This is a genomic window from Streptomyces rubellomurinus, from assembly GCF_000961885.1.
GTDB classification, from domain to species: domain Bacteria; phylum Actinomycetota; class Actinomycetes; order Streptomycetales; family Streptomycetaceae; genus Kitasatospora; species Kitasatospora rubellomurina.
This window is the reverse complement of sequence record NZ_JZKH01000044.1, coordinates 1-24,690: the sequence shown is the minus strand read 5'-3', so window position 1 is coordinate 24,690 and position 24,690 is coordinate 1. Positions and strand designations below refer to the sequence as shown.

The following is a 24,690-nucleotide window of genomic DNA, read 5'->3' as shown; positions in this document are numbered from 1 at the left end:
TACTTGCTTCTCAGCTCGGAAGTGCGGCGAGGTGGCGCTTGATACCGGAGTCGAGGCGGAGCTTGTCCGGGGTGCCCGGGAAGTCGCGGACCGCTTGCAGGAGCTCGCGCTCCGGACGTCCCGTGATCTTGACATCGATGATGTTCAAGAGTTCGTCCCACTTCTTCTGAGACAGCTGCCGCTGAAGCTGGCTTGAGATCTCGGCGTCGGCGAACGCTCGAAGGGCGAGCGATGCCTGCTCCGGGTCGAAGCGGCTGATCAGGTCCAGGTAACTCTCGTTGGCCGCGAACGCCTCGCCGTGGCCGTTGGTGAGGAACACCGTGATCAGGGTTTTGACGTACTCTCGCACGAGGCTCTCCGGGACGGCCCCGTGCTGCCCGACGAGTTCGGCAAGGCGTCGGGCCACTCGGGGCTCGTTGTAGAAGTTGTCCCGGGCGAGGTGCACGTTCAGGAGATCTTCGATCGCCTCGGACATCTCCGCAACCTTGATCTCGTCGGGCAGGTAGCTGCCGCCCTGGACGAGGTCGATGAGTTGGCGAGCGAGGACGGCCTGAGCCTGGTCCGCGTTGGCCAGGAAGCGCGCAAGGCGGGTGCCTGCCTCGAACCGGGCGTCTTCGGAGGCATAGGGCCAGAGCTTCGGCCAGAGGTCCCGGATGTTGTCGAGCGTGTGCGGCTCGCCGCCGCTGGTGGTGTAGACCCCAAAGAGTCCCTTGGCCAGAGTATCCGCTTGGTCCCCCGGAAGCCCCTTGAAGAAGACCGCGGTCTGCGCCAGGTAGTTAGGGTCCAGCCTGGCGGCTTGGACGTTGACCAGCAGCTTCCTGATCTCGGCGACGACGGTATCGTGCGGAAGCGTGATCACCTCGCGGATGCACGTCTCCAGCCAGTCAGCGAGCTGGAGGCCCGTCAGCGAGACCTGGTTGGGGTGGGCTGCGCTGGCGTAGTTGCGCATGAACCGGATGTGGTCGACCTGGTGGTATCCGACATCGCTGATCAATCCGATCTCCCGGGCTCCGCTGAGGAGCTTCGCGTCGTCGAGCTTGACCAGATCGTCGGCCGTCTTGAGCTCCTTGCGACGGGCATCACTCTTCTCCGCGACGGCGTAGAAGTACGAGAGGTCGTAGCCGATCACGCGTTTCCGCAGCTCGATGACCGTCTCGTCCCAGAGATAGTTGAGCGCCGCGTCGAACAGCCCGACGGAGCCGGCCATGATCATCTTGGCTATGTAGACCGACCGCCCCCGCTGTTCATCGTTCAGGCCGGCCAGGGCATGCCCAGTGGTCGCCAGCAGGGCGAGACGGTGGTTGAGGGCGACCAGGACGTCCTCGGTCGGCAACCCCAGGTCGCCGAGACGGGTCAGGATCAGGTCCTGGAAGTCTCGGAGCCCGTCAAGGGCGTTCTGCGACTCTCGTCGTACGACTTCTCCGGACGCGCTGGCGGCTGGCAGCGACTCACTCTCTGTCATGCCGGAAAGGGTAGGTCCCGACTAGTGCCGGTGTCGCCGGATTACGCCTGATTGTCGGTTGATCACGAGATCTCTATCGAACCCGAGGCGGTTCAGTGGGCGGCTGCCATGCCGACCGTACGAAACGTGTCAGCACCCGTGTGGGGAGCCGTGGGCTTGTGCTGATCGTTCGCGGAGTTCTGCCCGCCAGCGGGAAGCCTTCTGGCAGCACGTCGCGGTGCACCAGCGCCGGGGGTTTCTGCTCGGCGGGCGGTGCGCGATGGAGGTCCCGCAGGCCCTGCACTGCTGGTTGTCGGCGTGCCGGTCGAAGGCTTCTTCCATGCAGGCCGTCGAGCACCAGAGGTTCCGCCGCAGGGGGATGAACGTGGTCTGACAGTTGTGGCAGATCATCGAACCGGCCGGCAGTGGGGGGCCTGTGGGCTCGTCGTCGTGGCTGTCGGGCGTCTTAGGCGCTGGCGATTCCCGTATCCAGGCGGCCAGCACCTTGCGGCACCAGCGCGAGCAGGCTGTTCTCGGTGGTTTCCGGCGCATTGGCCGTTCGCAGACTGGGCAGGTGCCGCTGAGTTCGGGTGTGTCAGGTAGCTCCGGCTCCCCATTCGCCTGTGAGGGGAGGGGGAGCGGTTCGCGACGTTGCCGGTACTCGAATGCGGTTCTCCTGCAGCGGGTGGAGCAGAAGTAGCGGCGTTGGCCGAGCCGGCGCTGCACCTTTGTGCCGCAGACCCGGCAGGGGACGACGGCCCTCCGGAGGTAGTTCTTGTGGCGGCGTCTCTCGCGGCAGTAGCGCGAGCAGGTGAGCGGTTTGACGCCGTAGCGTGAGGGCCATTGCATCTGTTGGCCGCACTGCTCGCACTTGATCATGCTCAGGACCTGGCGGAGTTCGGTCGGGTCGCGTCCGGCGGCCGCCGCAGTGCGCGGCCAGGTGGGGACGCCTCGGTGCTGTGGGGGCTCGCAGAGATATTTCCGCAGGTAGGCGGGTGGCAGGCAGTTGGCCTCCGCGAGGCGTGCGATGAAGGAGCGGATGCCTTCGCCAGCGCGAGGGCGGACCTGGAACGGGAGCCGAACGACCTGCTCGTATTCGGGGAGTGCGGTCATCGGACGCGGTCCGGGCGGCTGCGGTGAGAGGCGATGTCCAGGTCGACGGCCAGCAGTTCCTTCTTCGTGATCTTCTCCGATCCGGAGAGGATCGCATCGACCGCGGCCCCGCGGATCTGGTGGGAGAGGGTACCGATCATTCCGCCGGTGCGGGTATGGAGGAAGGTGCTCAGCCTGCTGAGGCTTCCCGACTGGTGGTCGTGCAGCCGCAGGTTGGCCTCCATCTGGGCGACCAGGCCCTGCCATTCTGCGCTGCAGGGCAAGGGATGTGTGGCAACCGACGTGAAGCGGGCGGCGATCTGGTCTCCGCGGGTTCCCGACAGGAGGTCGCCGTCCTCGATGCCGATGCCCGCGTAGGCGAAGGTCGCCGGGATGCGCTCGGAGAAGTACTTGAGGGTGTCAGACGCATCGGCGCCGGTGCGGGTGTGCAGGGAGATGTTGTGGATCTCGTCCACCAGGACCAGGCCCGTGCGGGCCTGGGTGCAGACGCCGACGACGGCCTCGGTCAGGTCGGTGAGGTTGGACCTGCGCAGGATCGGCAGGCCCAGGAAGCGGGCGAACTCGGCGGCGATCATGCGGGGTGTCGCCGCCGGCGGGACGGTGATGTAGAGAACCGGGATGCGCTGGTCCTGGCCGGGGTGCCGGCGCCGGTCCTGCAGTTCGTGCGCCAGGCCGAACTGGGTCAACGCGATGGTCTTGCCGGTGTTGGCCGGCCCGCTGACGATCAGGCCGCGGCGGGCGCTGATCGCGCCGCGGTTGAGGATCACAAGGCGGCGTCCGCAGGTAACGACGCGGCGGACGGTGGAGGTGGCGACGACCTGCAGGCGGGCGTGGTGGTCGAGTCGGTCGTCGTCGTAGCACTGTTTCTCGTCCCTGGTCAGCGCGAGGTGAGCACTGCGGGGCAGCAGGGCCATGGGCGGCCTGGTCGTGGAGGCGACGAAGGCTCTCCAGCCGGGGAGCGCGGTCAGTTGGCGTTCGAGCCCGCCGGCCGGGGCTTCGTCTGCGGTCGTGGTCACTGGCGCTTCCAGGGGTCGGCGAGCGGGTCGAACAGTCCGAGCGGGATCACTTCGGCGAGTTGGCCGTCCTCGGTGTCGTCGTGCTGCAGCGGTTCGGTTTCGGGTTCCGTGGAGGGCTTCGGCAGGGAGGGGACGCTCGCGCTGGCGGCTCTGGTGCGGGCGGCGACCTTCCGGTCGGTCCTGACGGACCGGGCATTGCGCCCTCGTTGCGGCGCGGGGTGGTCGGGGCCAGCGTGTGCGCGGGTGAGCAGGTCCGCGACGGCCTGGGCGAGTTCCTCCTCCGTGGCCCGGGGAAGCTGATGGCTGACGTGGTCCCAAGCCAGGTCGCCGAACGGGACCGGGGCCCGGTTCAGTTGCTTCCATGCCGCGCGGACCCAGCCCCCGCCGCCGCGGTGGTCGCGGACCCAGACGTAGGAGACGTCGTAGGGGTCGCGGTGGACCTCCCAGAGCCCGCGCCTGACGGCGATCCCGGAGTGCTGCCGGCGCATCGGCGCGAGTTCGGGGCTGTCGTAGGTGCGGTTGTTGATCCGGATGCCGTAGGAGTTGACGGCCCTCCAGGTGGCTGGCAGGAGCTCGACGTAGTCCTGGCCGCTGAGCGCGACCGGAACATAGCCGCAGGATTCGACCAAGGCGGCGTACTTCTGGTTCGGTGTGAACAGCCGGCCCGGATGGTCCGGGTCGCGCAGTCCCTCGTGCGGACGGTTCTGCCACCTGGCGACGATCCATTCGTCCAGCAGTTCCTGCAGCTCGGGCAGCGACCACAGGTTCTCCCGCTCCAGGTGACGTCCGCGCCGGTCGGTGTTGCGGCCGGTGTAGCCCGGCAGGAACTGGGCGAACATCGTGGCCACCGAGCCCAGCATCTTCTCGATGTGGCCCTTCTCGAAGGGCGATCCCTTGTGGGTCGGCTGGCAGTCGATCTCCAGGAACCGGCAGGAGGACCGGAAGTTGTGGGAGACGAAGACCTTGCCGTGGTCGTAGACGATCATCTCCGGGACGATCACCGGCTTGGCCGCCGCGTGCTCCAGGCGCTGGTCCAGGGTCAGCAGCCGCCGATGTGGCAGGACCGAGCGGGACATCTTCAGCGCGTCCACCCAGCCCGGCCGCATCAGCTCCGGGGTGACGGTGCGGGCCAGGAGCACGCTGGCGTCCACCGACTTCGTCGACGGTCGCAGCACTGCCGCCGACAACGTCCTTGTCGCGACGTCGATCATCCCCGTCAGCTCGACCTTGCCCACCACCCCGTTGTCCAAGCGGACCAGCACGTCCAACGGGGTCGAGTCCATCTGCATGACCTCGCCCGGCACCGTCACGGTCAGCTCCCCGAACGGCGCGTTCGCCCCGTGGGCCTTCGACCGGCGCGTGACCGCCGACCCGGTGGCGTGGGTGCCGGCGGTGAGCTTCGCCAGGAGCCGGTAGAGGGTCGGCCTGGACGGCCAGTCGACCGTGTCACCGCCGGGCAACTGGCTGAGGATCTCGCGTGTGCGCCAGATCAGGTAGGAGCCCGTCCGGGTTGAAGCATCGACCCCCTCCTTGATCGCCTGCCGCATCGCGTCGACCACGGCCGGATCCACCGACCCGAACTGCGGTGTCTTGCGGGCCGCTCGGAGGTCGGCCAGACCAACAACCCCGTCCTGCTGGTAGCGGCGCCGCAGCCGGGCGACGGTGCTGGCGGTGGCCTGGTGTCCCGCCCGCGTCAGCTCGGCCGCCTTGGCCTTCTCCCGGGCAGTCAGCGAGACTCCCGGACCGTACTCAGGACGCGGATCACGCCCAGGTTCCGCATCGGGCGGCAGCCCGTGCAACACCTCCAGGATGTGACTCTCCCACCACAATGCCTGCCGGACCGTCGCCGCTGGAAGCGTCTCCAGCAAGGACGAAGCAGGAAGCGGCATCCGCTCAGGCTGGAAGAGGACCTCGAAATCCTCCGCTTCGAACAGCTCGACCAGGGCCACGACGTGGTGCGGCTCGTCAGCGTCCTCCAGCACCACCGCCTGTGCGGTGACCTCCAGGACTCCCCGCACCTGCCCAGCGAACCTGACCCTGTCACCGACCACCAGGGCCGGTGGCCGCTTCAGCCTGCCCACCGCTGCCCCTTCTCGACCCAGACCAGACTGTCGCTCTCCATCAGCCCTCCCACCAGGTCTGTTCCCAGGACACCGGACCACAGCAAGTGGAACAGCACGGGCAGCACTTGGAGCCGATCCCCGACGAGCTCGGCCCCCTCCCAGAGGCCCTTCGGTTCACGGAAGACCTCCACGAGTCGCTCGACCACCGTCGGCGGGCGACGGCAACGCGTTCGTCGGTAGCGGGCCAGCCAGCGGACGTTCGCCATGAACACCGGCTCGGGCCGCCTGGCCCACTCGAACTCCCAGCCAACCGCTCGGCAGGCGCGCTCAGTCGCCGCGAACGCTTCGTGGGTCTCCTCATCCATGCCGTCCTCGGCTCGGACGTCCACCACCCGGGACCGCCCGTCGGCCAGCCGGACGAAGTAGTCGGGAGCATGGCGACGGTTCCTGGTGCCGTCGTACCAGTGGAGCCAGAACGGCTGGGACGCAATCCCTGTCACCTGCGGGTCACGGTCGAGCAAGATCAGCCGGTCCCGCTCCAGCCACGACTCGTAGCCCACGTGGTCACGCATCGTTGCCGAGAAGTACCAGCCCGCGAACCCCCGACCGCCCTTGGCCCATCGGAACGGCCGCACCGGCTCGACCGTCTCGAAGCGCGTCCGCCATCCCAACCCCAACGGCAGCCGCCGACGGCTCCCGGCATCGAAAAAGTCCAGCTCAAAGGCGGCTAGCGCCTCATCGCCGAACACGCTTGGCAACGCCCCCACCGCGCACCCGGCTCCCTACGAAGTAGCCACTCGAACTTCGCTGAGACTAAGAGCGGTCCGTCAACCCTCGCTGAGAATCGCTCCATCTTCACCGATACGAGTCAGGCGCTCGTTTCCGGAACGCGAAACGCTACGGTTCACGCACGACCGCAGCCCCAACGCCCACGAAGGAGGGACCGCCGTGCCCGGAGGCCGACTCACCCAGCAGGAGCGCCAGCAGATCGCGCAGGGCCTGACCGACGGCCTCGCCTACGCGGAGATCGCCCGGCGCCTCGACCGGCCGACCTCGACGGTCACCCGCGAGGTGCTGCGCAACGGCGGCCCCGCCTCCTACCGGGCCGAGCTCGCCCAGCGCGCCACCGGGCAGCGCGCCCGGCGCCGCAGGCCGGCCGCCGCCCCCGCGCCCGCGCCGGCCCCGCCGCAGGACCACGGGCGCGACCCGGAGGCGGTGCGCGCGTACGAGGAGACCTTCACCGCCGTCCTCACCGCGACCGGGATGCCCCGGATGATGTCCCGGGTGATGGCCTGCCTCTACATGACCGACGCGGGCAGCCTCACCGCGGCCGAGCTCGTGAAGCGCCTGCAGGTCAGCCCGGCGTCCGTCTCCAAGGCGATCGCCTTCCTGGACAGCCAGGGCATGGTGCTGCGGGAGCGGGACGAACGCCGCCGCGAGCGCTACTTCGTCGACGACGACATCTGGTACCGGTCGATGATGGCCAGCGTCCACGGCACCGCCCGGCTCGTCGGGACGGCCCGGGAGGGCGTCGGCGTCCTCGGCCCCGGCACCCCGGCGGCCGCGCGGCTGGAGAACATCGCCCGCTTCCTCGACTTCGTCTCCGAGAGCATCGCCCGCGCCGCCGAGCAGGGCCGCCAGGTCCTGCACACCAAGCCCGCGGACGACACCGCCGAGTAGCGGTGAAAAGGCGCGGCGCGGGCGCGGAGCAGCCGCTACGGTGGCGGGCATGGCCGGTGAACGAGATCTTGCGACGCTGCTGCGCGGCATGCGCCCCGTGCTCAACCCGGGGCGCTACGTCTACTGCACCCTCCCCGCGAAGGTGCCCGCCGGGATGCGACCGGTGGTGACCGTCGCCGAGCCCGAAGGGATCACGGTGGTGGTCGCCCAGGAGGAGGCCGACGCGCTCGGGCTGCGCTACGACTACGTCGCCGCCTGGATCACCCTGCAGATCCACTCCGCGCTGGAGGCCGTCGGCCTGACCGCCGCCGTCGCCACCCGGCTGGCCGAGGAGGGCATCAGCTGCAACGTGGTGGCCGGCTTCCACCACGACCACCTCTTCGTCGGCGCCGACGAAGCCGAACGCGCCGTCCGCGCCCTGGAGTCCCTCTCCGCCCGCTCCGCCTGACGGTCCCACCGGGTGGCCGGCCCCGATCCGCGCTTCGACACTGGAAGGAGGCCGCCCCGTTCGGGGCCGGCCCCAGCGGAAGGAGCCGGCCACCATGGCCATCTGCGTCACCTGCGGCAACGACTACTGGCTCGCCTTCGAGATCAGGACGGTCACCGGCGACACGTACACGTTCGACAGCTTCGAGTGCGCCATGGAGAAGCTGGCGCCGCGCTGCGAGCACTGCAACGTCCGGATCGTCGGCCACGGCGTCGAGGTCGCCGGCATGTTCTTCTGCTGCGCCAACTGCGCCCGCGTCAACGGCGGCCTCGGCTCGCAGATCCGCGACGCCGTCGGCGCGCACCCGGCGTAGAGCCCACCCGGCACGGAGCGGAGAACGCGAAGGCCCTCCGACCCGTGCGGGTCGGAGGGCCTTCGAACGGTCCAGGGGCGGAAGAGTCGGCCTGTACGCCGGGTTCTGTCTCCCGGGGTGCTCGCGCGGCCCGGGGAGGCGGCCATCCATCTAGGGCTGCCGTTGCCGACAGCCTCGTGCGGTCCACCCGCGGACTCGGGCGAGCAGCCTTCAAGCGTCCGCGCACGGTGCCCGAGGGCACCGATCTTGACCTTGCTCCAGGTGGGGTTTACCTAGCCGGCCGGGTCACCCCGGTCGCTGGTGGTCTCTTACACCACCGTTTCACCCTTACCCACGCGCCGGAGCGGTGGGCGGTCTGTTTTCTGTGGCACTGTCCCGCGGGTCACCCCGGGTGGGCGTTACCCACCACCCTGCTCTGTGGAGCCCGGACGTTCCTCGGCGGGTCTGGGACCCGTCGCGACCGCCCGGCCGGCTCTTCCGCCGTAGTGGTCATCGTAGCCGCTCGGGCGGGGCCTCCCGTACACCGGAGCGGGCGACGGGCGGCTCGGCGCCGAGCCGGGCGGCCACCCGGGCCGCCGTGGCGGTGGCCCAGCCGGTGGTGGTGAGCAGGCCGAGGACGAGGATCGCGGCGCCCAGGCCGACCAGGATCCACCAGCCGGCGTGGCTGGCCGGGGCGAAACCGGTCGCGACCGGGCCGACCACGGCCGAGGTGACCACCGTGCCGATCACCGCCACGCCCAGCGACTGGCCGACCTGGCGGCTGGTCGAGGCGACCGCGGCGGCCACGCCCGCCTGGGCGCGCGGCATGCCGGAGACGGCCGCGTTGGTGATCGGCGGGTTGACCATGCCGAAGCCGAAACCGAACAGCGCGTACGCGACCAGCAGCAGCGCGGCCGGGGAGCCGGCGGTGAGCCGGGTGAGCAGCAGGCCGCTCGCGGCGAGGCAGAGCCCGGCCACGGCCAGCGGCAGGCGCGGGCCGCGACTGCTGACGATCCGTCCGGACAGCGGCGCGCAGACCAGCATCATCCCGGCCATCGGCAGCGTCCACAGGCCCGCCTCGACCGGGCCGTAGTGCCGGACGTCCTGCAGGTAGAGGGTGTTGAGGAAGAGGAAGCCGCCGAGCGCGGCGAAGGCGCAGACCGCGGTGAGGGTGGCGCCGGTGAACGGCGCGCTGGCGAAGAACCGCGGGTCCACCAGCGGCTCGGCGACCCGCCGCTCCCACAGCGGGAAGGCGACCAGCGCGGCAACCGCCGTCGCGGCGAGGCCGAGGATCAGCGGGGACGTCCAGCCGTTGCCCGGGCCCTCGATGATCGCGGCGGTGCCGCAGCCGAGCAGCACGACCATCAGCAGCTGGCCCACCGGGTCCGGTCGGCGCGGCCGCGGCGCGCGCGACTCGGGGACGTAACGGGCGGTCAGCGCCATGGCCAGCAGCGCCACCGGGACGTTGATCAGGAAGATCGACGGCCAGCCGGCGCCGTCCACCAGGAAGCCCCCGACCAGCGGGCCGAGCGCCATCGAGATGCCGACCACCCCGCCCCAGACGCCGATCGCCCGGGCCCGCTCGCGCGGGTCGGTGAAGGTGTTGGTGATGATCGACATCGCCACCGGGTTGAGCATCGAGCCGCCGACCGCCTGGAGCGCCCGGAACGCCACCAGCCACCCCAGGCTCGGCGCCAGGCTGCACAGCAGCGAGCCGAGCGCGAAGCAGCACAGGCCGGTCTGGAAGACCCGGCGGCGGCCGAGGCGGTCGGCCACCGAGCCGAACAGCATCAGCAGCGAGGCCAGCACCAGGGTGTAGGCGTCGATGATCCACTGCAGTCCGGAGGCCGGGGCGTCCAGGTCGTGCTGGATCGCCGGGAGCGCGATGTTCACCACGGTGTTGTCCAGGCCGACGATGAACAGGCTCAGACAGCAGATCGCCAGCACGAGCAGGCGGCGGCGCCGGTCGGGGACGGCGGGCGGAGGCGCGGAGGGGGCGGGAGCGTCGGACACGGACCGATCCTCCCACCCCCGGGGGCGGGCGGGCCCGCTCAGGCGGTGGCGAAGCGGACCGTACGGGTGGCCGGGTCGGCCGTGGTCAGCCGGACGTCGATCACCCGGCCGAGGGGGAGCCCCGGCCCGCCCGCGGCCGCACCGTCGCAGCGGGCCCGGACGGCCGGCTCGCGCAGCTGCACGGTGCCGGAGCCGGGCCGCCGCTCGTCCACGTCGATCACCACGGCGCGGAACTCCTCGCCCTCCCGGCCGGCCAGCAGCTCCGCCTCCACCAGGTCCACGCAGGCCCGCTCGACCTCGGCGGCCCGGCGGTCCCCGCCCGCCATCAGCGCCGGCACGCCCGGCAGCGCCTCGCGCGCCCAGTCCGGCACCTCCGCCCCCGCCGCGACGGCCGCGCACACCTCCTGGGCGAAGCGGTCGCCGAGCCGCCGCAGCGGCGCCGTGCAGTGCGCGTACGGGGCGGCGATCGCGGCGTGGCCCGGGTCGGCCGGGGCGGGCAGGCCGCGGGACTCGTCGAAGGCGTGGTAGCCGGCGCCGCGCAGCAGGCCGGTGCAGGCGTTGAGGAAGGCGGCGTCCAGCGGCGCCTCCGGGTCCAGCGAGCGGATCAGCTCCGGGTACGGGAGCGCCTGCGGCCAGTCGACGTCCAGCGCGGCGGCGATCCGGCGCAGCCGCTCGTACGCGGGGGCGGGCGCGGCGGGCAGGGTGCGCAGCAGGCCGATGCCCGCGTCCAGCATCAGCTCGGCCGCGGCCATGCCGGTGAGCAGCGAGATCTGGGCGTTCCAGCCGTCCACCGGGCTGGGCGCGCGGTAGCCGAGGACGTAGCCGTGCAGGGTCTCTTCGACCTCCTGCTCGGGCACCGGCAGGCTGATCCCGCCGCGCTCGCGCTCCTGCTGCTCGCGCAGCCGGCCGACGACGGCGAGCAGGGCCGGCTGTTCGTCGGCGCCGAGGTCGACGGCGCGCTGGACGGCCGCGTAGTCGAGGCGGAGGTGCGAGCGGACCAGGGCACGGCGCAGGTCGGCGAGGACGAGGGCGCCGTCCGCGTCGAGGTCGAGCTGCCAGAGCAGGGCGGGCCGGGGCTCGCCGGGCAGCAGACTGGCGGCGTCCTCGGAGATCCGGGTGGGGTGCAGCGGGACGCGGTGGTCGGGGAAGTACAGGGTCTCGACCCGGCGGCGGGCCTCGGTGTCGATCGCGCCGCCGGGGCGGACGAAGGCGGCGACGTCGGCGATCGCGTAGTGCACCCGGTAGCCGCCGCCCGGGCGGCGGGCGAGGTGCATGGCCTGGTCGAGGTCGCGCGAGCCGGGCGGGTCGACGGTGAACAGCGGCAGGTCGGTGGCGTCGTGCTCGGGCATCCGGGGGCGCTCGGCCGCCTCCTCCGCCTCGGCCAGCACCGCCTCGGGCCACTCGGTGTGGATCTCCAGGCGGGTGCGGAGCTCGGTGAGCTCGGTGTTGATCCGGGCGGAGTCGGCGGCCTTGACGCGCAGTTTTCGGCGAGGCATGCAGGCCAGCGTAGGGCGAATCGGGTGATTCCGGACGGACGCCGCCGCCGGACGCGCCGGGGTCGATCCCTACCGCCCCAGCAGGGACTTGAGGTCCTTCGCCGCGAGCGCGACGGCGTCGTCGTAGCCGCCGGTGGCCAGGCGCAGCACGTAGGCGACCGCGTCGTCCGGGTGCGGGTCGGTGTACGGCTCGCCGTTGTAGTCCAGGAACAGCAGCATCGCCTCGAAGGCGGTGCGCTTGTTGCGGTCGACCAGGGGGTGGTTGCGGGCCAGGCTCTGGCCGAGGGCCGCGGCCTTGGTCCACAGGTCCGGGTAGGCGTCGCCGCCGAACAGGCTCGCCTGCGGGCGGGCCAGTGCGGAGAGCAGGCCGCCGAGGTCGCGGATGTTCCACGCGCCGCCGGCCAGGTAGGTGACGTCCTCCAGGTCCAGGTACTCGGTGGGCGGGGTCGGCCCGGTCACAGGTCCTTCAGCCTCTCCAGCGTCTCGGCGTTGGCCTCGCGGATCCGGGCCACCATGGCGGCCCGGCGCTCGGCCCGGCCCGGCCGGGGAGGCTGCTGCGGCGGCTCGGTGAGCGCGTCCGGCACCTCGGACTGGCGGACCTCGAACGCCAGCTCGGCGGTGTCCGACCCGGCCGGCGCCTCCGTCACCCGGACCCGGCCGGCCATCACGGCCTCCGCCGCCGCGCGCACGGCGAACTCCAGCGCCTGCCGCGTCTCCGCCGGCAGACCGGCGGGCAGGCGTACGGACAGGGACTCCTCCACGGCGTCGCCGTCGTCGGGCACCAGGTCCAGGGGTCGCAGGGTCATCGCACTCACTCTCCTCGCAGGTCACGGTAGTGCGGAACGCTGCGCCGGCCCACCGGTTTACCTCCCGGGGCAGTCGGGGCCGGGCGGTGTGAGGCGCCGTAGGGTGGGCCCAAGTGTCCGTTCGCGGAGGGGGTTTGGTGATGAGCGCGGTGAAGGCGACCGGGGTCGCGGTGTCGGCGGCGATGGCGGCGGTGGGGGTGCTGCACGCCGTGTGGGCGGTGACGCCGTGGCCGGTCCGGGACCCGAAGGAGTTCGCGGAGACGATGATCGGCGAGGGCGACGAGATGCCGCCGCCGGTGGCCTGCCTGGCGGTGGCGGGGATGTTCGGGACGGCCTCGTACCTGGTGGCGTCGGAGGCCGGGGTGGTGCCCGCGGTGGGGCCGAAGGCGCTGCGGCGGCTCGGGCTGCGGACGGTCTCCGGGGTGATGCTGGGGCGCGGGATCGGCGGGTTGGCGCTGTTCGGGACGGTCATCGGGCGCACGGATCGGTTCCTGCGCATGGACCGCCGCTACTACTCGCCGCTCTGCCTGGCCCTGGGCGCCGGGACGGCGTTGGTCGCCGGCCGGAGGGCGGGGGCGGCGGACCGGCCGCAGTAGGGTGGCGGGGTTCGTCCACCGGGCGGGGTTCGTCCGCCGCAGACCGTCGAGGAGTCCGCTGTGCTGGTGCTGTTGCCGCCGTCCGAGGGCAAGGCCGCGTCCGGGGACGGTGCGCCGCTGGCGCTCGACCGGCTGTCGCTGCCGGGCCTGACGGCGGCGCGCGGCGCGGTGCTGGACGCCCTGGTCGGGCTCTGCCGGGGGGACGAGGAGGCCGCCGCCGAGGTGCTCGGCCTCTCCCCCGGCCTGCGCGGCGAGGTCGGCAAGAACGCCGGGCTGCTCGCCGCCGGCGCCCGTCCGGCGGGTGAGGTGTACACCGGGGTGCTGTTCGACCACCTGGGCCTGGCCACCCTGGACGCGGCCGCGCACGACCGGGCCGAGCGGGCCCTGCTGGTCTTCTCGGGGCTGTGGGGCGCGGTGCGGATCTCCGACCGGATCCCGTCCTACCGCTGCTCGATGGGCGTGAAACTGCCGGGGACGGGGGCGCTCGGGGCGTACTGGCGGAGCGCGATGGCGCCCGTGCTCCCGGAGGTCGCGGACGGGCTGGTGCTGGACCTGCGCAGCTCGGCGTACGCGGCGGCGTGGAAGCCGGCCGGCGAGGTGGCCGCCCGGACGGCGACCGTCCGGGTGCTGCAGGAGCGCGACGGCAGGCGCACGGTGGTCAGCCACTTCAACAAGGCGACGAAGGGCCGGATCGTCCGGGACCTGCTGGTCGCGGGTGCCGAGCCGAAGACGCCGGGCGAGCTGATGGACGCCCTGCGGGAGCTGGGCCACCACGTCGAGCCGGCCGCGGAGGGCACGGCCCGCAAGCCGTGGCAGCTCGACGTGGTGGTCACCGAGGTGCACTGAAGCACCGTGCGGCTCAGCGCAGGTGCGAGGTGTCGTTGAGCAGCCGCAGCGAGGCGTTGCCGTCCGCGTAGTACTGGACGGCGCAGACCGAGGCGGCGGACAGCTCCATCCGGTACATCGAGTCCGGCGGGGCGCCGAGGGCGAGCCGGACCAGCGTCTTGATCGGGCTGACGTGCGAGACCACCAGCACCGTCCTGCCCGTGTACCGGGCCAGGACCTTGTCCCGGGCGACCCCGACCCGGTGGGTGAGCGTCGCGAAGCTCTCGGTGCTGCCGGTCGGCTTGGCCTTGGCGCTGCCGAGCCAGGCCGTCAGGTCGTCCGGGTAGCGCTCCCGCACCTCGGCGAAGGTCAGGCCCTCCCAGTCGCCGAAGTCGACCTCGCGCAGCCCGTCCTCGTAGCGGACCTCCAGGCCGAGGCGGGCGGCGACGGTCTCGGCGGTCTGCCGGGTGCGGAGCATCGGGGAGGCGACGACGGCCTGGATGCTGCCGCGCGCGGCCAGCGCCTCGGCGGCCCGCTCGGCCTGCCAGCGGCCCTTCTCGGAGAGCTCCGGGTCGGTGCCGCCGCTGCCGGAGAACCGCTTCTCCGGGGTGAGCGGGGTCTCGCCGTGGCGCAGCAGGACGAAGGTGGTGGGGGTGCCGAGGTCGGCGGGGGCGGCCCAGCCGGCCTTGGGGGCGGGGGTCTCCAGCGGCGGCTCGTCGGCCACGACGGGCTTGCGCGCGGCCTTCGGCTCCCACTGGCGGCCGTCCCGGCCGGCGTCCATCGCCTCGTTGGCCAGCCGGTCGGCGTCCTTGTTCCGCTCGCGCGGGATCCAGGTGTAGGTGACCCGGCCGCGCGGGTGGAGCGTGCGCGCTTCGGCGGCGAGCGGCTGCATGTCGGGGTGCTTGATCTTCCAGCGCCCGGACATCTGCTCGACGACGAGCTTGGAGTCCATCCGGACGTCCACCGAGGCGTCCGGGTCGAGCGCCCGGGCCGCGGCGAGGCCGGCGATCAGGCCCCGGTACTCGGCCACGTTGTTGGTGGCGTGCCCGATGAACTCGGCGGCTTCCGCGACGATCTGCCCGGTGTCGCCGTCCCGGACGACCGCGCCGTAGCCGGCCGGCCCCGGGTTGCCCCGGGACCCGCCGTCCGCCTCGACGATGAAGCGCGCCGCCACCGACTCAGACGCCCGAGTCGGCGGTGCGGACCAGGATCCGCGAGCAGTTCTCGCAGCGGACGACCTTGTCCTTCGGCTCGGCCTTGATCGCGTTCAGCTCGGTGATCGAGAACTCGGTGCGGCAGCCCTCGCAGCGGCGCTGGTAGAGCCGGGCCGCGCCGACGCCGCCCTGGGTGTCGCGCAGCTTCGCGTACAGCTTCAGCAGGTCGGCCGGGATGACGGCGGCGACGGCCTCGCGGTCGCGCTGGACCTTCTCGGCCTCGCCGTCGATCTCGCCGAAGGCGGCGTCGCGGCGGGCCTCGGCCTCCTTGAGCACGACGGTGGAGTGCTCCAGCCGGGCGGACAGCTCCTCGACCCGGGTCCGGGCGGTCTCCTGGCGCTCCATGATCTCCAGCACGACCTCCTCCAGGTCGCCCTGGCGCTTGGCGAGCGAGCCGATCTCGTGCTGGAGGTTCTCCAGGTCCTTCGGCGAGGTGATCGCGCCGGAGTCCAGGCGCTGCTGGTTGCGGGCGGCGCGGGCACGGACCTGCTCGACGTCCCCCTCGGCCTTGGTCAGCTCGCGGGCGGTGTCGCTCTGCTGGGCCTCGGCGGCGACGACGAGGTCCTTCAGCGCGGTGTGGTCGGCGGTGGCCTTGTCGATCTCGGCGTGCTCGGGCAGGCTCCGGCGCCGGTGGGCCAGCTGGTCGAGCTTCGAGTCGATGGCCTGGAGGTCGAGCAGGCGGATCTGGTCGGCGGGCGCGGCGTTCAAGCGGAAAGCTCCTGTGAATCGGGTCAGGCGGGGAAGGACATCGGGGCGTGCGCGGTCCACGGGTCGGTGACCAGGTGGGAGACCTTCGTCTCGACGGCCCAGCCGCGCTGGTCGGCGGCGGCCCGCAGGGAGCGCTCGGCCAGGGTGAGCCAGGGCCACTCGGTGGCCCAGTGGGCGGCGTCGACGAGCACGATCGGCGCGGCCTCGGCGGCCTCGGAGGCCGGGTGGTGGCGCAGGTCGGCGGTCAGGTAGGCGTCCACGCCGGCCGCCCGGACGTCGGCGAAGAAGCCGTCGCCCGAGCCGCCGCAGACCGCGACCCGGCTCAGCAGCCGGTTCGGGTCACCGGACACCCGGACGCCCGCGGCGGTCGCCGGCAGGCCCTTGGCGACCTGCGCGGCGAAGGCGGAGACGGTCAGCGGCGGCTCCAGCAGGCCGATCCGGCCGCTGCCGCGACGGCCCAGCGGGTCGGTCGGGTCCGGCACCAGCGGGCCGGTCACCCGCAGGCCGACCGCCTCGGCCAGCGCGTCGGAGACGCCCGGGTCGGCGTGGTCGGCGTTGGTGTGCGCGACGTGCAGGGCGATGCCGTTGGTGATCAGCGTGTGCACCACCCGGCCCTTGAAGGAGGTCGCGGCGACGCTGGTGGTGCCGCGCAGGTACAGGGGGTGGTGGGTGACCACCAGGTCGGCGCCCCACGCGACGGCCTCGTCGACGACCGCCTGCACGGGGTCGACGGCGAACAGCACGCGGCCGACCTCGGCCCCGGGGTCCCCGCAGACCAGGCCGACTGCGTCCCAGGACTCCGCCCACTCCGGGGGGTAGACCTCTTCGAGCGCGGTGATGACGTCGGACAGTTTCGGCACCTGTCGAGACTACCGTGCGCGCGGGGCCGGTCGGGCCTCGGCCGTTCGGGGGACTCGGCGCTCGCCCTCCGCCGGGCGTTCGGATACCGGTTCCGGGGGCGTACGGATGCGCGTCAACCTGCGGCGGAGGCGCCGGCGGAGCGTCCGGGACGCCGTGCGCGGGCCGCGCGCGCCCGCACGCCGGGCGCCCGTTACTCACAGCACGGTCCTCGTACGAATTCGAAACCGCCCCCGTATCACCCTTACGAGTGAAGGGAGTGGCCGTGTGTTGAACCTCCGGATTTTTCGAAACTAACTTCAGTCCTGCGAACGGGAGTTGCCCCAGGCACCACCGGCCCCACCGAAGGGCCGAAGGCGTGCCGGGGCCCCGCCGGGGAGCGTCGCCGCTCCCGAGGAGACCGATCGGGCCGGGCCGCGCGCCCGGGTGCCGGAAGCAGTGGGCACCCGGGCCGGCGGCGGAGACGAAGGGATGTGGTGGCGGATGGAAGCGGGCACATCGCTCCGTACGGCCGGCGGCGGGGGATCGGTGGGCCACGGGCCGGGTGCGGCCGGGGCGTGGCCGGACGTGGCGCGGGCGGCGCTGGCCGGCGCCGGGGGCCGGGGAGGCGACGGCGGCTGGAAGGTCTCCGTCGAGGGCTTCTGGTGCACGGCCAGGCCGTCCGCGTCCGCACCCCTGCCCGGGCAGGGGTGGAAGCTGCACGTGAGCGCGGCCTCGGCGGCGGGCGAGGCCGTCCTCGCGGCCGTCGTCCGGGTGCTCGCCCAGGACCCGTGCGCCTTCAAGTTCGCCGCCCGGCAGGAGCGACTGCACGAGCTCAACTCACGCAACAGCGACCGTGGTTCGGCGGGCAAGTTCATCACCGTCTACCCGGCCGACGAGGCGCAGTTCCAGCGGCTCGCCGCCGAGCTCGACCGGGCGACGGCCGGCCTGCCCGGGCCCGTCGTGCTCTCCGACCGGCCCTACCGGCCGGGCAGCCGGGTGCACTACCGGTACGGCGCCATCGCGCTGCCGGCCGAACTGGGCAACGACGGGGAGTACCGCTCGGTGCTGCGCGGGCCGGGCGGGGAGCGGGCCGAGGACGTGCGCGGCGGGTCGTACCGGGCGCCGGGCTGGGCGCGGGACCCGCTGGCGGCGGGGGCGCCCACGCTTCCGGCCGAGGCCGCGGCCCGACCGGCGCAACGGCCCGGCGGGGTGCTGCTGGCCGGGCGGTACGCGGTGACCGCCGCCGTACGGCACGGCGCCAAGGGCGGGGTGTTCCTCGGGCGCGACACCCACGGCGACACCGAGGTGGTGGTCAAGCAGGCCCGGGCGCACATCGAGGTCGACCGCGCCGGGACGGACGCCCGGCACGCGCTGCGGCACGAGGCCGCGCTGCTCGACCGGCTGGCCGGGCAGGAGCTGGCGCCGCGCGCGGTGGAACTGGTCGAACAGGACGACTCCGTCTTCCTGGTGCAGGAACGAATCGCCGGACAGCCGCTGGGCGGCTGGGTCGCCGCCCGGCTGCGGCGCGACGGCAGCCCGGACGTCGACTGGGCCGAGGCCGGGCCGGTCGCGCACGCGCTGGTCGACCTGGTCGAGCGGGTGCACGCCCAGGGGCTGGTGCTGCGCGACCTCTCCCCCGGCAATGTGATGGTCCGACCGGACGGGCAGCTGCGGCTCGTCGACCTCGAACTGGCCGCCGAGGCCGGACGGACGGTCGGCGCCGCCGGGACACCCGGCTACCGGGCGCCCGAGCACGGGCCCGGCCGGCTCGGCCCGGTCGGCGGCGCGCGCGCCGTGTGCACGGCCGACCCGGCCGTCGACCGCTACGCCCTCGGCGGGCTGCTCTTCCTGCTCGCCACCGGACACGACCCGCTGCTGCCGGAGGACCTGCCCCGGGCCCGTCCGGTCGCCGAACGGCTCGGCCGCTGGCTCGCCCTCGCCGCCCGGACGGGCGAGACGGCGCGCCGGCTCGCGCCCGCGATCCTCGGGCTGCGGGCGGAGGCGCCCGAACAGCGGTGGGGGTTCGCGCAGGTACGGGCCTCCCTGGGCGGTGGGGCTGCCGGGCTCCGTCAGGCGGTCGTCCAGACCGTCGTCACGCCGCTGTGGCACGCCCCGACGCGGTCGGGCGGCGCGCAGGTCGACGGCGGCGCTCGGGTCGACGGCGGCGCGCGGGTCGACGGCACGCGCCCCCACGGCACGCCTCGACCCGGCGCCTTCCGCCCCCGCGGTGTGTGGAGCGGCGATGTATGGAGCGGAGACACGCAACCGGGCGGCCGCGCAGCGGCCGGCGGCCCGCGGACGGGCGCCGAGCAGGGCGACGACGCATGGGCGAACGGCCCGCGGCCCGCCGTCGCACCGTCCGGCGCGAAGCCGTCCAGCCCCGCGCGTCGGCACCCCGCGCCCGTCGACCCCACCGCCGCCCCCGACCTCGACCGCGTCCTGCACGACGGCCTGCGGCACCTCGCCGCGACCGCGACGCCCGAGCGGCGGGACCGGCTCTGGCCGGTCGTGCCCGCCGGGGAGCGCACGGACCCGTGCAACGTGCAGCACGGCGCCGCCGGGGTGCTGGCCGTGCTGGCGCGGGCGGTGGTGGCCGAGGGCCTGCCGGGCGAGGCGCGGGAGGAGGCCGCGCGGACGGCGCGCACCGCCGCCGGGTGGATCGAACACCGGATCGCCGCCGAACCGCTGATACTCCCCGGCCTGCACTTCGGGCGCGCGGGCGCGGCCTGGGCCCTGCTGGACGCCGCCCGGGCGCTGGCGGACGCCGGTCTGGCCGGGCGGGCCGCCGGACTCGCCCGCCGGCTCCCGCTGGACTGGCCCAACCCGGACGTCTGCCACGGCACGGCCGGCTCCGGCTTCACCCAACTCCGCTTTGCCGCCGACGAGTTCCTGGTCCACGAGCGCTCCGCCTTCCTGGACCGCACGGCCCGCTGCGCCCGCGCCCTGCTCGACGCCGCCCGCCGCGAGCCGTACGGAACGGTGTGGCCGGTGCCGGCGGACTTCGACTCCGCGCTCGCCGGGATCACCCACCTCGGGTTCGCGCACGGCGCGGCCGGCGTGGGCGCCTTCCTGCTGGCCGCCGCCGGCCCGCTCGGGGACGACGCGCTGCTCGCCGGCGCCGTCGAGGCCGGGCGGACGCTCGCCGCGACCGTCCGGCGGGGCCCCGGCGACGCCGCCTGGTGGCCGCAGAGCGCGGGCGATCCGGAGCACGTGCGCCTTGCCCACTGGTGCAGCGGCTCGTCCGGCGCGGGCAGCTTCCTGCTGCGGCTCTGGCAGGCCACCGGGGACGACACCGTCCGGGAGCTGGCGTGCGCCGCCGGGCGGGCGGTGCTGGCCGGGCGCTGGCACAGCGGGGTCAGCGCCTGCCACGGGCTGGCCGGCGACGGCGAGTACCTGCTGGACCTCGCCGAGGCCACCGGGGAGCCCGAATTCCGCGCCGGGGCCGAGGAGTTGGCCCATCTCGTCGCGACCCGGTCGGCCCTGCGGGACGGTCTGCTGGTGCTGCCCGACGAGACCGGCACCGGTTGCGCGGCCGGCTACGGGACGGGCACCGCGGGCGCGCTGGCCTTCCTGCTGCGGCTGCGGCACGGCGGCCCCCGGCTCTGGCTGGACGCGCTGCCGCCCGTCGCGGACCGAGTCCCGTACGCGGTGAGCGGGGTGAGCGAGGCGTGAACGTGGTCATCGGCACCACCACCCAGGCGCTGCGCCGGCTGAGCTTCGGCTTCGCCGGTGACGGCAGCCACGCCGCCTGCCTCGCCTCGGCGGCGGACGGCGGCTGGTACGTGGAGAGTTGGCGGCTCCCGGCGGACGGCGGGCCGGCCGCGCCGGTCGCGCTGCCGCTGTCCGGGAACCGTTCCGAGCAACTGCACTCGCAGCTGCTCGCACTGCCGGACGGCTCGGTGCTGGTCTGCCGGCACGACGGCGAGCGGCACCACCTGGTCCGCCTCTCGTACGGCGAACCGACCGCAGTGGAGCAGCAGTTGGCGACGCTGCGGATGCCCGGGCTGCGCCTGATCGCGCTGCCCGTCCGGCCCGGCGCCGGGCCGGGCACGCCGGTGGCGGTCGCGCTCGGCACGGACACCCGCCCGGCGACCACCGCCTGGCTGATCCGGACGGACGGCAGCGAGCCCGAGCGGGTCGCCGAGTTCCCCGGGCTGCACGGCGGCGGCGCCTGGCTGGACCACGCGGGCGCGCTGCTCGCGCTGGACCGGGTGAACGCCGGGCTGGTCCGCAGCGTGGTGCTCGACCTGCGCAGCGGCGTCGTCACCCCGTTGCTGGAGATCGGCGAGCGCAGCAACGACCGGCTGGTGCTGTTCGACCCGGACAGCCGCTTCGCGATGGTGCGCAGCGACGCGCCCGGCACCGACCGGCTCGGCTGGGGGGTGCTCGGCGGCGGGGAGCCACTGCGCTTCCCGGAGTGCCTGCACGTGACGGGCATGTTCCTGCGGCCGGTCGCGCTGCGGCAGGCGGCGGACGGCCCGCGGGTCGCGCTGCAGATCGACCACGGCGCCGGGTCCGCGCTGGCCCTGTGGCGGCCCGCCGTGGGGCGGCTGGACCGGCTGCCGGTGCCGCCCGGGCGGCTCGGCGCGGTCGGGCACTGGAGCGCGGCGGGGCTGCGACTGCCCTACTCCTCGCCCGACCATCCGGCGGCACTGGCCACCCTGGACGTGGACGCGCTGCTGGCGCACGGTCCGGCCCCGGCCGCCGCCGGACCGATGCCACTGCCACTCCAACTCGCGCCGCTGGGCTCGGGGTTGCCCGGCCCGTGGCGGGACACCGTGCTGCCCTGGCAGCCCGGCGGGGCGCCCGCCGCCCGTACCGCGCCGCCCGGCTCGCCGGTGGCGGGCTGGCGGCTGGACGGCAGCACCCCACCCGGCGACGGCGGCCGCTGGCAGCCCGCGCAGAGCCTCGAACTCGCTGGCCCGGCAGGCCCGTTGGAGGCGGTGGTGTACGGCGGGGACGCCTGGCTGAGCAGCCCGCACCTGGTGCTGGCGCTGCACGGCGGCCCGGCGGACGCCTGGCGGCTGGAGTTCGACCCGGCGCTGCAGCGGATGGCCACCGAGGGCCTGGCCGTGGTCGCGCCGAACCAGCGCGGCTCCACCGGCTACGGGGTGGCGCACGCGCTGGCCATCCGCGGTGCCTGGGGCGGGCCCGACCTGGACGACGTGCTGTACCTGCTGGACGGCATCGCCGGGCAGCGGGCGGCGCTCGGGCTGGAGCCGCCGGCCCTGTTCGGGGTCAGCTACGGCGCGTTCCTGGCCCTGCTGGCGACCGCGCACGCGCCGGCCGGGCAGGTCGCCCGCTGCGCGGTGGTCGCGCCGTTCCTGTCCGGCGCCCGGCTGCTGGCCGAAGCGGCGCCGCCCGTACGGGCGTTGACCACCCGGCTCGGCGGCGGCGAGCCGATCGCCGACGCCCGCGGCCCGCGCGACGTCCTGCAGCTGGCGCACCGGCTCACCGCGCCGCTGCTGGTCGTGCACGGCAACCGGGACGAGGTCGTACCGGTCAGCCAATCCCGGTCGCTGCGGCACGAGTTGCTGCGGATCGGCCGGGCCGAGGGCACGGACTTCCGGTACGTCGAGGCGGCCGGCTCCGGCCACGAGGTGCTCGCCGAGGAGGGCGGCGCCGTCCTGCACGAGCTGCTGGCGGCGTTCCTGCGCACCGGCCGGCCGGGCTGATCCCGGCATTCCACGGACTCCCGGGCCCGACGAGGCCCGGGGCACCACCCCCGGTGCGGCGGATGGAGGCCGCCCGGGGAGCAACACCCCACGCCCGCACGCAGATCGCCGCGGGCGCGAAACCCAGGGGAGGAACCCGATCATGGAGAACATGGTGGACTTCGAGACCGACCTCGCGGCGCTGCAGGACCTGCCGGAGACCGAGTCCGTCGAGCTGACCGGCCACGGCAGCGGCTGCCAGTACACCTGTCTCATCCTGACCTGCCTGATCTTCACCAACAGCTGATCGCGCAGTAGCTCGTAGTTACCAGGAGTAACCCACAGTAGCCCCGGGTGCCGTTCCCGCCTGTCCGGACAGGCGGGAACGGCACCCGCTTTCGCCCCCGCCCTCCGTTGACTTGGAGCCCCGACGTGCCCCGGCGACCCACCGGCTGGACCCTCGCGCTCGGCCTCGCCCTGCCCGTCGAGGCCGCCACCACGCTCGCCCTGCCCGCCGTCCTCGCCGGAGCCGTCGACGCCGCCCTCGGCCACCGGCCCGGCCACGCCTACCTGCCGCTCGCCCTCGTCCTCGCGCTGGCCGCCGCGGCCAACGCCGTCGCGGCCGCCGCCGGTCCGGCCTGCTCCGCCGAAGCCACCGCCGAGCTGCGCGGACGCCTCGTCCGCCACCTGCTCGCCCTCGGCCCCGGCGGCCGCCTGCGCGGCGGACCACCCCCCGGGGACCTCGCCGCCCGGCTGCTCGGCTCGGCCGGCGACGCCGGCGGCCGGCTGCCCGCCCTGCTCGGCGCCGCCACCGCGCTGCTCACCTCGACGGGCGCGATCCTCGGGCTGGCGCTGCTGTCGCCCTGGCTGGCGCTCGCCTTCTTCGCCGGCGTGGTGCCCGGGGTGGTCCTGATCCGGCTCTTCCTGCGCCAGGCCGGCCCGGTGTTCGCCCGCTACCAGGAGGTCCAGGCCGAGCTCGCTGCCCGGCTCGGCGGCGCGCTCTCCGGGCTGCGCAGCATCCGCGCGGCGGGCGCCGAACAGCACGAAGCCGCACGGGTGTTGGCGCCCCTGCCGGACCTCTCCGCGGCCGGGCACGCGCTGTGGCGGGCGCAGCGCCGCACCGCCTGGCAGGCCACCCTGCTGATCGCCCTGGTCGAGGTGCTGGTGCTCACCACCGCCGGGGCACTGCTCGCGGACGGCACCCTCGCCCCCGGCGCGCTCGCCGCGGCGGCCGGCTGGGCGGCGCTCGGCGCGGGGCTGTTCGAGCAGGTCGAGGCGCTGGTCGGGGTGGCGCACGCGCGGGCCGGGCAGGCCCGGGCGGACGAACTGCTGGCGCTGGCGCCGTCCCCCGCCGGTACGGCCGCGCTCCCGGCGGGCGGGCGCGGCGAGGTCGTGTTCCGGGGAGTCGTGGTGCGCGACGGCGAGCGGGTGCTGCTCGGGCCGCTCGACCTCACCGTGCCCGGCGGCCGTACGGTCGCGCTCGTCGGGCGCTCCGGCTCCGGCAAGTCGCTGCTCGCCGCACTGCCCGGGCGGCTGCGCGACCCCGACGAGGGCGAGGTGCTGATCGACGGCGTCCCGGTGGCCGCGCTCGCGCCGTCCGAACTGCGGCAGGCGGTCGGCTACGCCTTCGGCCGTCCGGCGCTGGTCGGCCGGACCGTCCGCGACGCCCTGGCCGGCGCGGGCGAGGCCGAGGCGGCGGCCGCCCGCGCGGACGGCTTCCTGCGGCGGCTGCCCGCCGGGTGGGACACCCCGCTCGACGAACTCCGGCTCTCCGGCGGCGAACTGCAACGCCTCGGCCTCACCCGACTGCTGGCCCGGCCCGCCCGGGTCCTAGTCCTCGACGACGCCACCTCGGGGCTGGACCTCGCCACCGAGTACCAGGTCACCCGGGCCCTCGACCACGCCACCCACGGCCGCACCCGCCTGATCGTCGCCCACCGCGCCCCCGTCGCCGCCCGCGCCGACCTCGTCGCCTGGCTCGACGCAGGCCGCCTCCGCGCCCTCGCCCCCCACACCGACCTCCTCCCCCACCCCGCCTACCGAGCCGCCCTCTCCGACACCACCCTCCACGCGGCAACGGCCTGACCCGATGCACGCGGCAGCCGGATCCCACCCGCACAGGAAGTCGGCCCTGTCGACTTCCCGTGCACCTCTTCCCGGGGTCGCCCCCCTTGCGCAGGAAGTCGGCCGGGCCGACTTCTCGTACGGGGCCGGCGAGCAGGGCGACTTCCCGGCGCAACACGTGGTCGCGCTGCGCCGCGTGCCGATCAGCGCGCGCAGGAAGTCGATCCCGTCGACTTCCTGTGCGCCTCCCCCGGGATCGCCCCTCGTGCGGGCTCTGTCGACTTCCCGCGCGCGAATGCGGCTCGCAGGAGGCCCCCATACGGCGCGCGCCCAAGGGGCGGCGAGGAGTGGAAAGTCGAATGGGCCGACTTCTCACGCAGCA

The 24,690-nt window shown here is 74.1% G+C and carries 20 protein-coding genes and 1 other RNA gene; 9 read left to right on the top strand and 12 right to left on the bottom strand.

Going from position 1 to position 24,690, the window contains the following annotated elements:
• Nucleotides 1-10: 10 nt before the first annotated feature.
• From VM95_RS21375 to VM95_RS21355, 4 genes are all read right to left on the bottom strand, one after another.
• A complete protein-coding gene (locus tag VM95_RS21375) occupies nt 11-1,462 on the bottom strand; it encodes a hypothetical protein (RefSeq protein WP_208615502.1) in 1,452 nt (483 codons plus the stop codon).
• 1,088 nt (nt 1,463-2,550) lie between these two features.
• Nucleotides 2,551-3,468 (bottom strand): TniB family NTP-binding protein, encoded by a 918-nt coding sequence (locus VM95_RS21365; protein WP_078860300.1) that lies wholly within the window; start codon nt 3,466-3,468, stop codon nt 2,551-2,553.
• A 98-nt stretch (nt 3,469-3,566) separates the two neighbouring features.
• A complete protein-coding gene (locus tag VM95_RS21360; protein WP_045699301.1) occupies nt 3,567-5,651 on the bottom strand; it encodes a Mu transposase C-terminal domain-containing protein in 2,085 nt (694 codons plus the stop codon).
• Nucleotides 5,639-6,382, bottom strand: a complete 744-nt coding sequence (locus tag VM95_RS21355; protein ID WP_244178875.1) for a TnsA-like heteromeric transposase endonuclease subunit — start codon at nt 6,380-6,382, stop codon at nt 5,639-5,641. The genes VM95_RS21360 and VM95_RS21355 overlap by 13 nt, the downstream gene beginning before the upstream one ends.
• 199 nt (nt 6,383-6,581) lie before the next feature.
• Here VM95_RS21355 and VM95_RS21350 point away from each other — a divergent pair, with 199 nt between their 5' ends.
• From VM95_RS21350 to VM95_RS21340, 3 genes are all read left to right on the top strand, one after another.
• Complete coding sequence (locus VM95_RS21350; RefSeq protein ID WP_045699296.1) at nt 6,582-7,313, top strand: GbsR/MarR family transcriptional regulator; 732 nt, start codon at nt 6,582-6,584, stop codon at nt 7,311-7,313.
• Nucleotides 7,314-7,362: 49 nt separating this feature from the next.
• Nucleotides 7,363-7,761, top strand: coding sequence for an ACT domain-containing protein (locus VM95_RS21345; RefSeq protein WP_045699294.1), 399 nt, complete (start codon nt 7,363-7,365; stop codon nt 7,759-7,761).
• Between the two features lie 94 nt (nt 7,762-7,855).
• A complete protein-coding gene (locus tag VM95_RS21340; protein ID WP_045699292.1) occupies nt 7,856-8,113 on the top strand; it encodes a hypothetical protein in 258 nt (85 codons plus the stop codon).
• 78 nt (nt 8,114-8,191) lie between these two features.
• Here the strand turns inward: VM95_RS21340 and rnpB are convergent.
• From rnpB to VM95_RS42690, 5 genes are all read right to left on the bottom strand, one after another.
• An RNA gene (rnpB, locus tag VM95_RS38965) (RNase P RNA component class A) lies at nt 8,192-8,589 on the bottom strand.
• A gap of 13 nt (nt 8,590-8,602) precedes the next feature.
• Entirely contained in the window at nt 8,603-10,105 is a 1,503-nt protein-coding gene (locus VM95_RS21335) for an MFS transporter (RefSeq protein WP_208615501.1), read from the bottom strand.
• A 38-nt stretch (nt 10,106-10,143) separates the two neighbouring features.
• Nucleotides 10,144-11,601 (bottom strand): RNB domain-containing ribonuclease, encoded by a 1,458-nt coding sequence (locus VM95_RS21330; RefSeq protein WP_045699291.1) that lies wholly within the window; start codon nt 11,599-11,601, stop codon nt 10,144-10,146.
• Between the two features lie 69 nt (nt 11,602-11,670).
• Entirely contained in the window at nt 11,671-12,060 is a 390-nt protein-coding gene (locus tag VM95_RS21325) for a type II toxin-antitoxin system death-on-curing family toxin (protein WP_045699290.1), read from the bottom strand.
• On the bottom strand, nt 12,057-12,407 hold the full coding sequence (locus VM95_RS42690; protein WP_045699289.1) for a hypothetical protein: 351 nt from the start codon (nt 12,405-12,407) through the stop codon (nt 12,057-12,059). Before VM95_RS42690 ends, VM95_RS21325 begins: the two co-directional genes overlap by 4 nt.
• A gap of 140 nt (nt 12,408-12,547) precedes the next feature.
• Here VM95_RS42690 and VM95_RS21315 point away from each other — a divergent pair, with 140 nt between their 5' ends.
• Together VM95_RS21315 and yaaA are read left to right on the top strand one after the other, a co-directional pair.
• On the top strand, nt 12,548-13,003 hold the full coding sequence (locus VM95_RS21315) for a DUF3995 domain-containing protein (RefSeq protein ID WP_157882161.1): 456 nt from the start codon (nt 12,548-12,550) through the stop codon (nt 13,001-13,003).
• Between the two features lie 60 nt (nt 13,004-13,063).
• Nucleotides 13,064-13,849: a peroxide stress protein YaaA gene (yaaA, locus tag VM95_RS21310; RefSeq protein WP_045699287.1), complete on the top strand. Its 786-nt coding sequence runs from the start codon at nt 13,064-13,066 to the stop codon at nt 13,847-13,849.
• Nucleotides 13,850-13,862: 13 nt separating this feature from the next.
• On the opposite strand, the gene VM95_RS21305 is transcribed toward yaaA, so the two are convergent.
• Genes VM95_RS21305 through VM95_RS21295 form a run of 3 tightly spaced genes read right to left on the bottom strand, consistent with a single transcriptional unit; the run spans nt 13,863 to nt 16,610 of the window.
• Nucleotides 13,863-15,002, bottom strand: a complete 1,140-nt coding sequence (locus VM95_RS21305) for a bifunctional RNase H/acid phosphatase (RefSeq protein WP_045699285.1) — start codon at nt 15,000-15,002, stop codon at nt 13,863-13,865.
• Nucleotides 15,003-15,006: 4 nt separating this feature from the next.
• Nucleotides 15,007-15,750, bottom strand: coding sequence for a zinc ribbon domain-containing protein (locus VM95_RS21300; RefSeq protein WP_045699283.1), 744 nt, complete (start codon nt 15,748-15,750; stop codon nt 15,007-15,009).
• Nucleotides 15,751-15,773: 23 nt separating this feature from the next.
• Nucleotides 15,774-16,610, bottom strand: coding sequence for a Nif3-like dinuclear metal center hexameric protein (locus VM95_RS21295; RefSeq protein WP_045699281.1), 837 nt, complete (start codon nt 16,608-16,610; stop codon nt 15,774-15,776).
• A gap of 481 nt (nt 16,611-17,091) precedes the next feature.
• Here VM95_RS21295 and VM95_RS21290 point away from each other — a divergent pair, with 481 nt between their 5' ends.
• The 4 genes from VM95_RS21290 (at nt 17,092) to VM95_RS21280 (ending at nt 24,329) form a co-directional block, all read left to right on the top strand.
• Nucleotides 17,092-20,262 (top strand): class III lanthionine synthetase LanKC N-terminal domain-containing protein, encoded by a 3,171-nt coding sequence (locus VM95_RS21290; RefSeq protein ID WP_167352944.1) that lies wholly within the window; start codon nt 17,092-17,094, stop codon nt 20,260-20,262.
• Nucleotides 20,259-22,265, top strand: coding sequence for an alpha/beta hydrolase family protein (locus VM95_RS38960; protein ID WP_052707485.1), 2,007 nt, complete (start codon nt 20,259-20,261; stop codon nt 22,263-22,265). The genes VM95_RS21290 and VM95_RS38960 overlap by 4 nt, the downstream gene beginning before the upstream one ends.
• 142 nt (nt 22,266-22,407) lie before the next feature.
• The gene (locus VM95_RS42685) at nt 22,408-22,551 is read left to right on the top strand and encodes a VenA family class IV lanthipeptide (protein ID WP_157882160.1); all 144 of its coding nucleotides are present in this window, start codon (nt 22,408-22,410) and stop codon (nt 22,549-22,551) included.
• A 125-nt stretch (nt 22,552-22,676) separates the two neighbouring features.
• A complete protein-coding gene (locus tag VM95_RS21280; RefSeq protein ID WP_052707484.1) occupies nt 22,677-24,329 on the top strand; it encodes an ATP-binding cassette domain-containing protein in 1,653 nt (550 codons plus the stop codon).
• Nucleotides 24,330-24,690: the final 361 nt, after the last annotated feature.

Coding starts and splice junctions, on each gene's coding strand:
- VM95_RS21375 (WP_208615502.1), bottom strand. CDS start 1,462: ATGACAGAGAGTGAGTCGCTGCCAGCCGCCAGCGCGTCCGGAGAAGTC.
- VM95_RS21365 (WP_078860300.1), bottom strand. CDS start 3,468: ATGGCCCTGCTGCCCCGCAGTGCTCACCTCGCGCTGACCAGGGACGAG.
- VM95_RS21345 (WP_045699294.1), top strand. CDS start 7,363: ATGGCCGGTGAACGAGATCTTGCGACGCTGCTGCGCGGCATGCGCCCC.
- VM95_RS21340 (WP_045699292.1), top strand. CDS start 7,856: ATGGCCATCTGCGTCACCTGCGGCAACGACTACTGGCTCGCCTTCGAG.
- VM95_RS21330 (WP_045699291.1), bottom strand. CDS start 11,601: ATGCCTCGCCGAAAACTGCGCGTCAAGGCCGCCGACTCCGCCCGGATC.
- VM95_RS42690 (WP_045699289.1), bottom strand. CDS start 12,407: ATGACCCTGCGACCCCTGGACCTGGTGCCCGACGACGGCGACGCCGTG.
- VM95_RS21315 (WP_157882161.1), top strand. CDS start 12,548: ATGAGCGCGGTGAAGGCGACCGGGGTCGCGGTGTCGGCGGCGATGGCG.
- VM95_RS21290 (WP_167352944.1), top strand. CDS start 17,092: ATGGAAGCGGGCACATCGCTCCGTACGGCCGGCGGCGGGGGATCGGTG.
- VM95_RS42685 (WP_157882160.1), top strand. CDS start 22,408: ATGGAGAACATGGTGGACTTCGAGACCGACCTCGCGGCGCTGCAGGAC.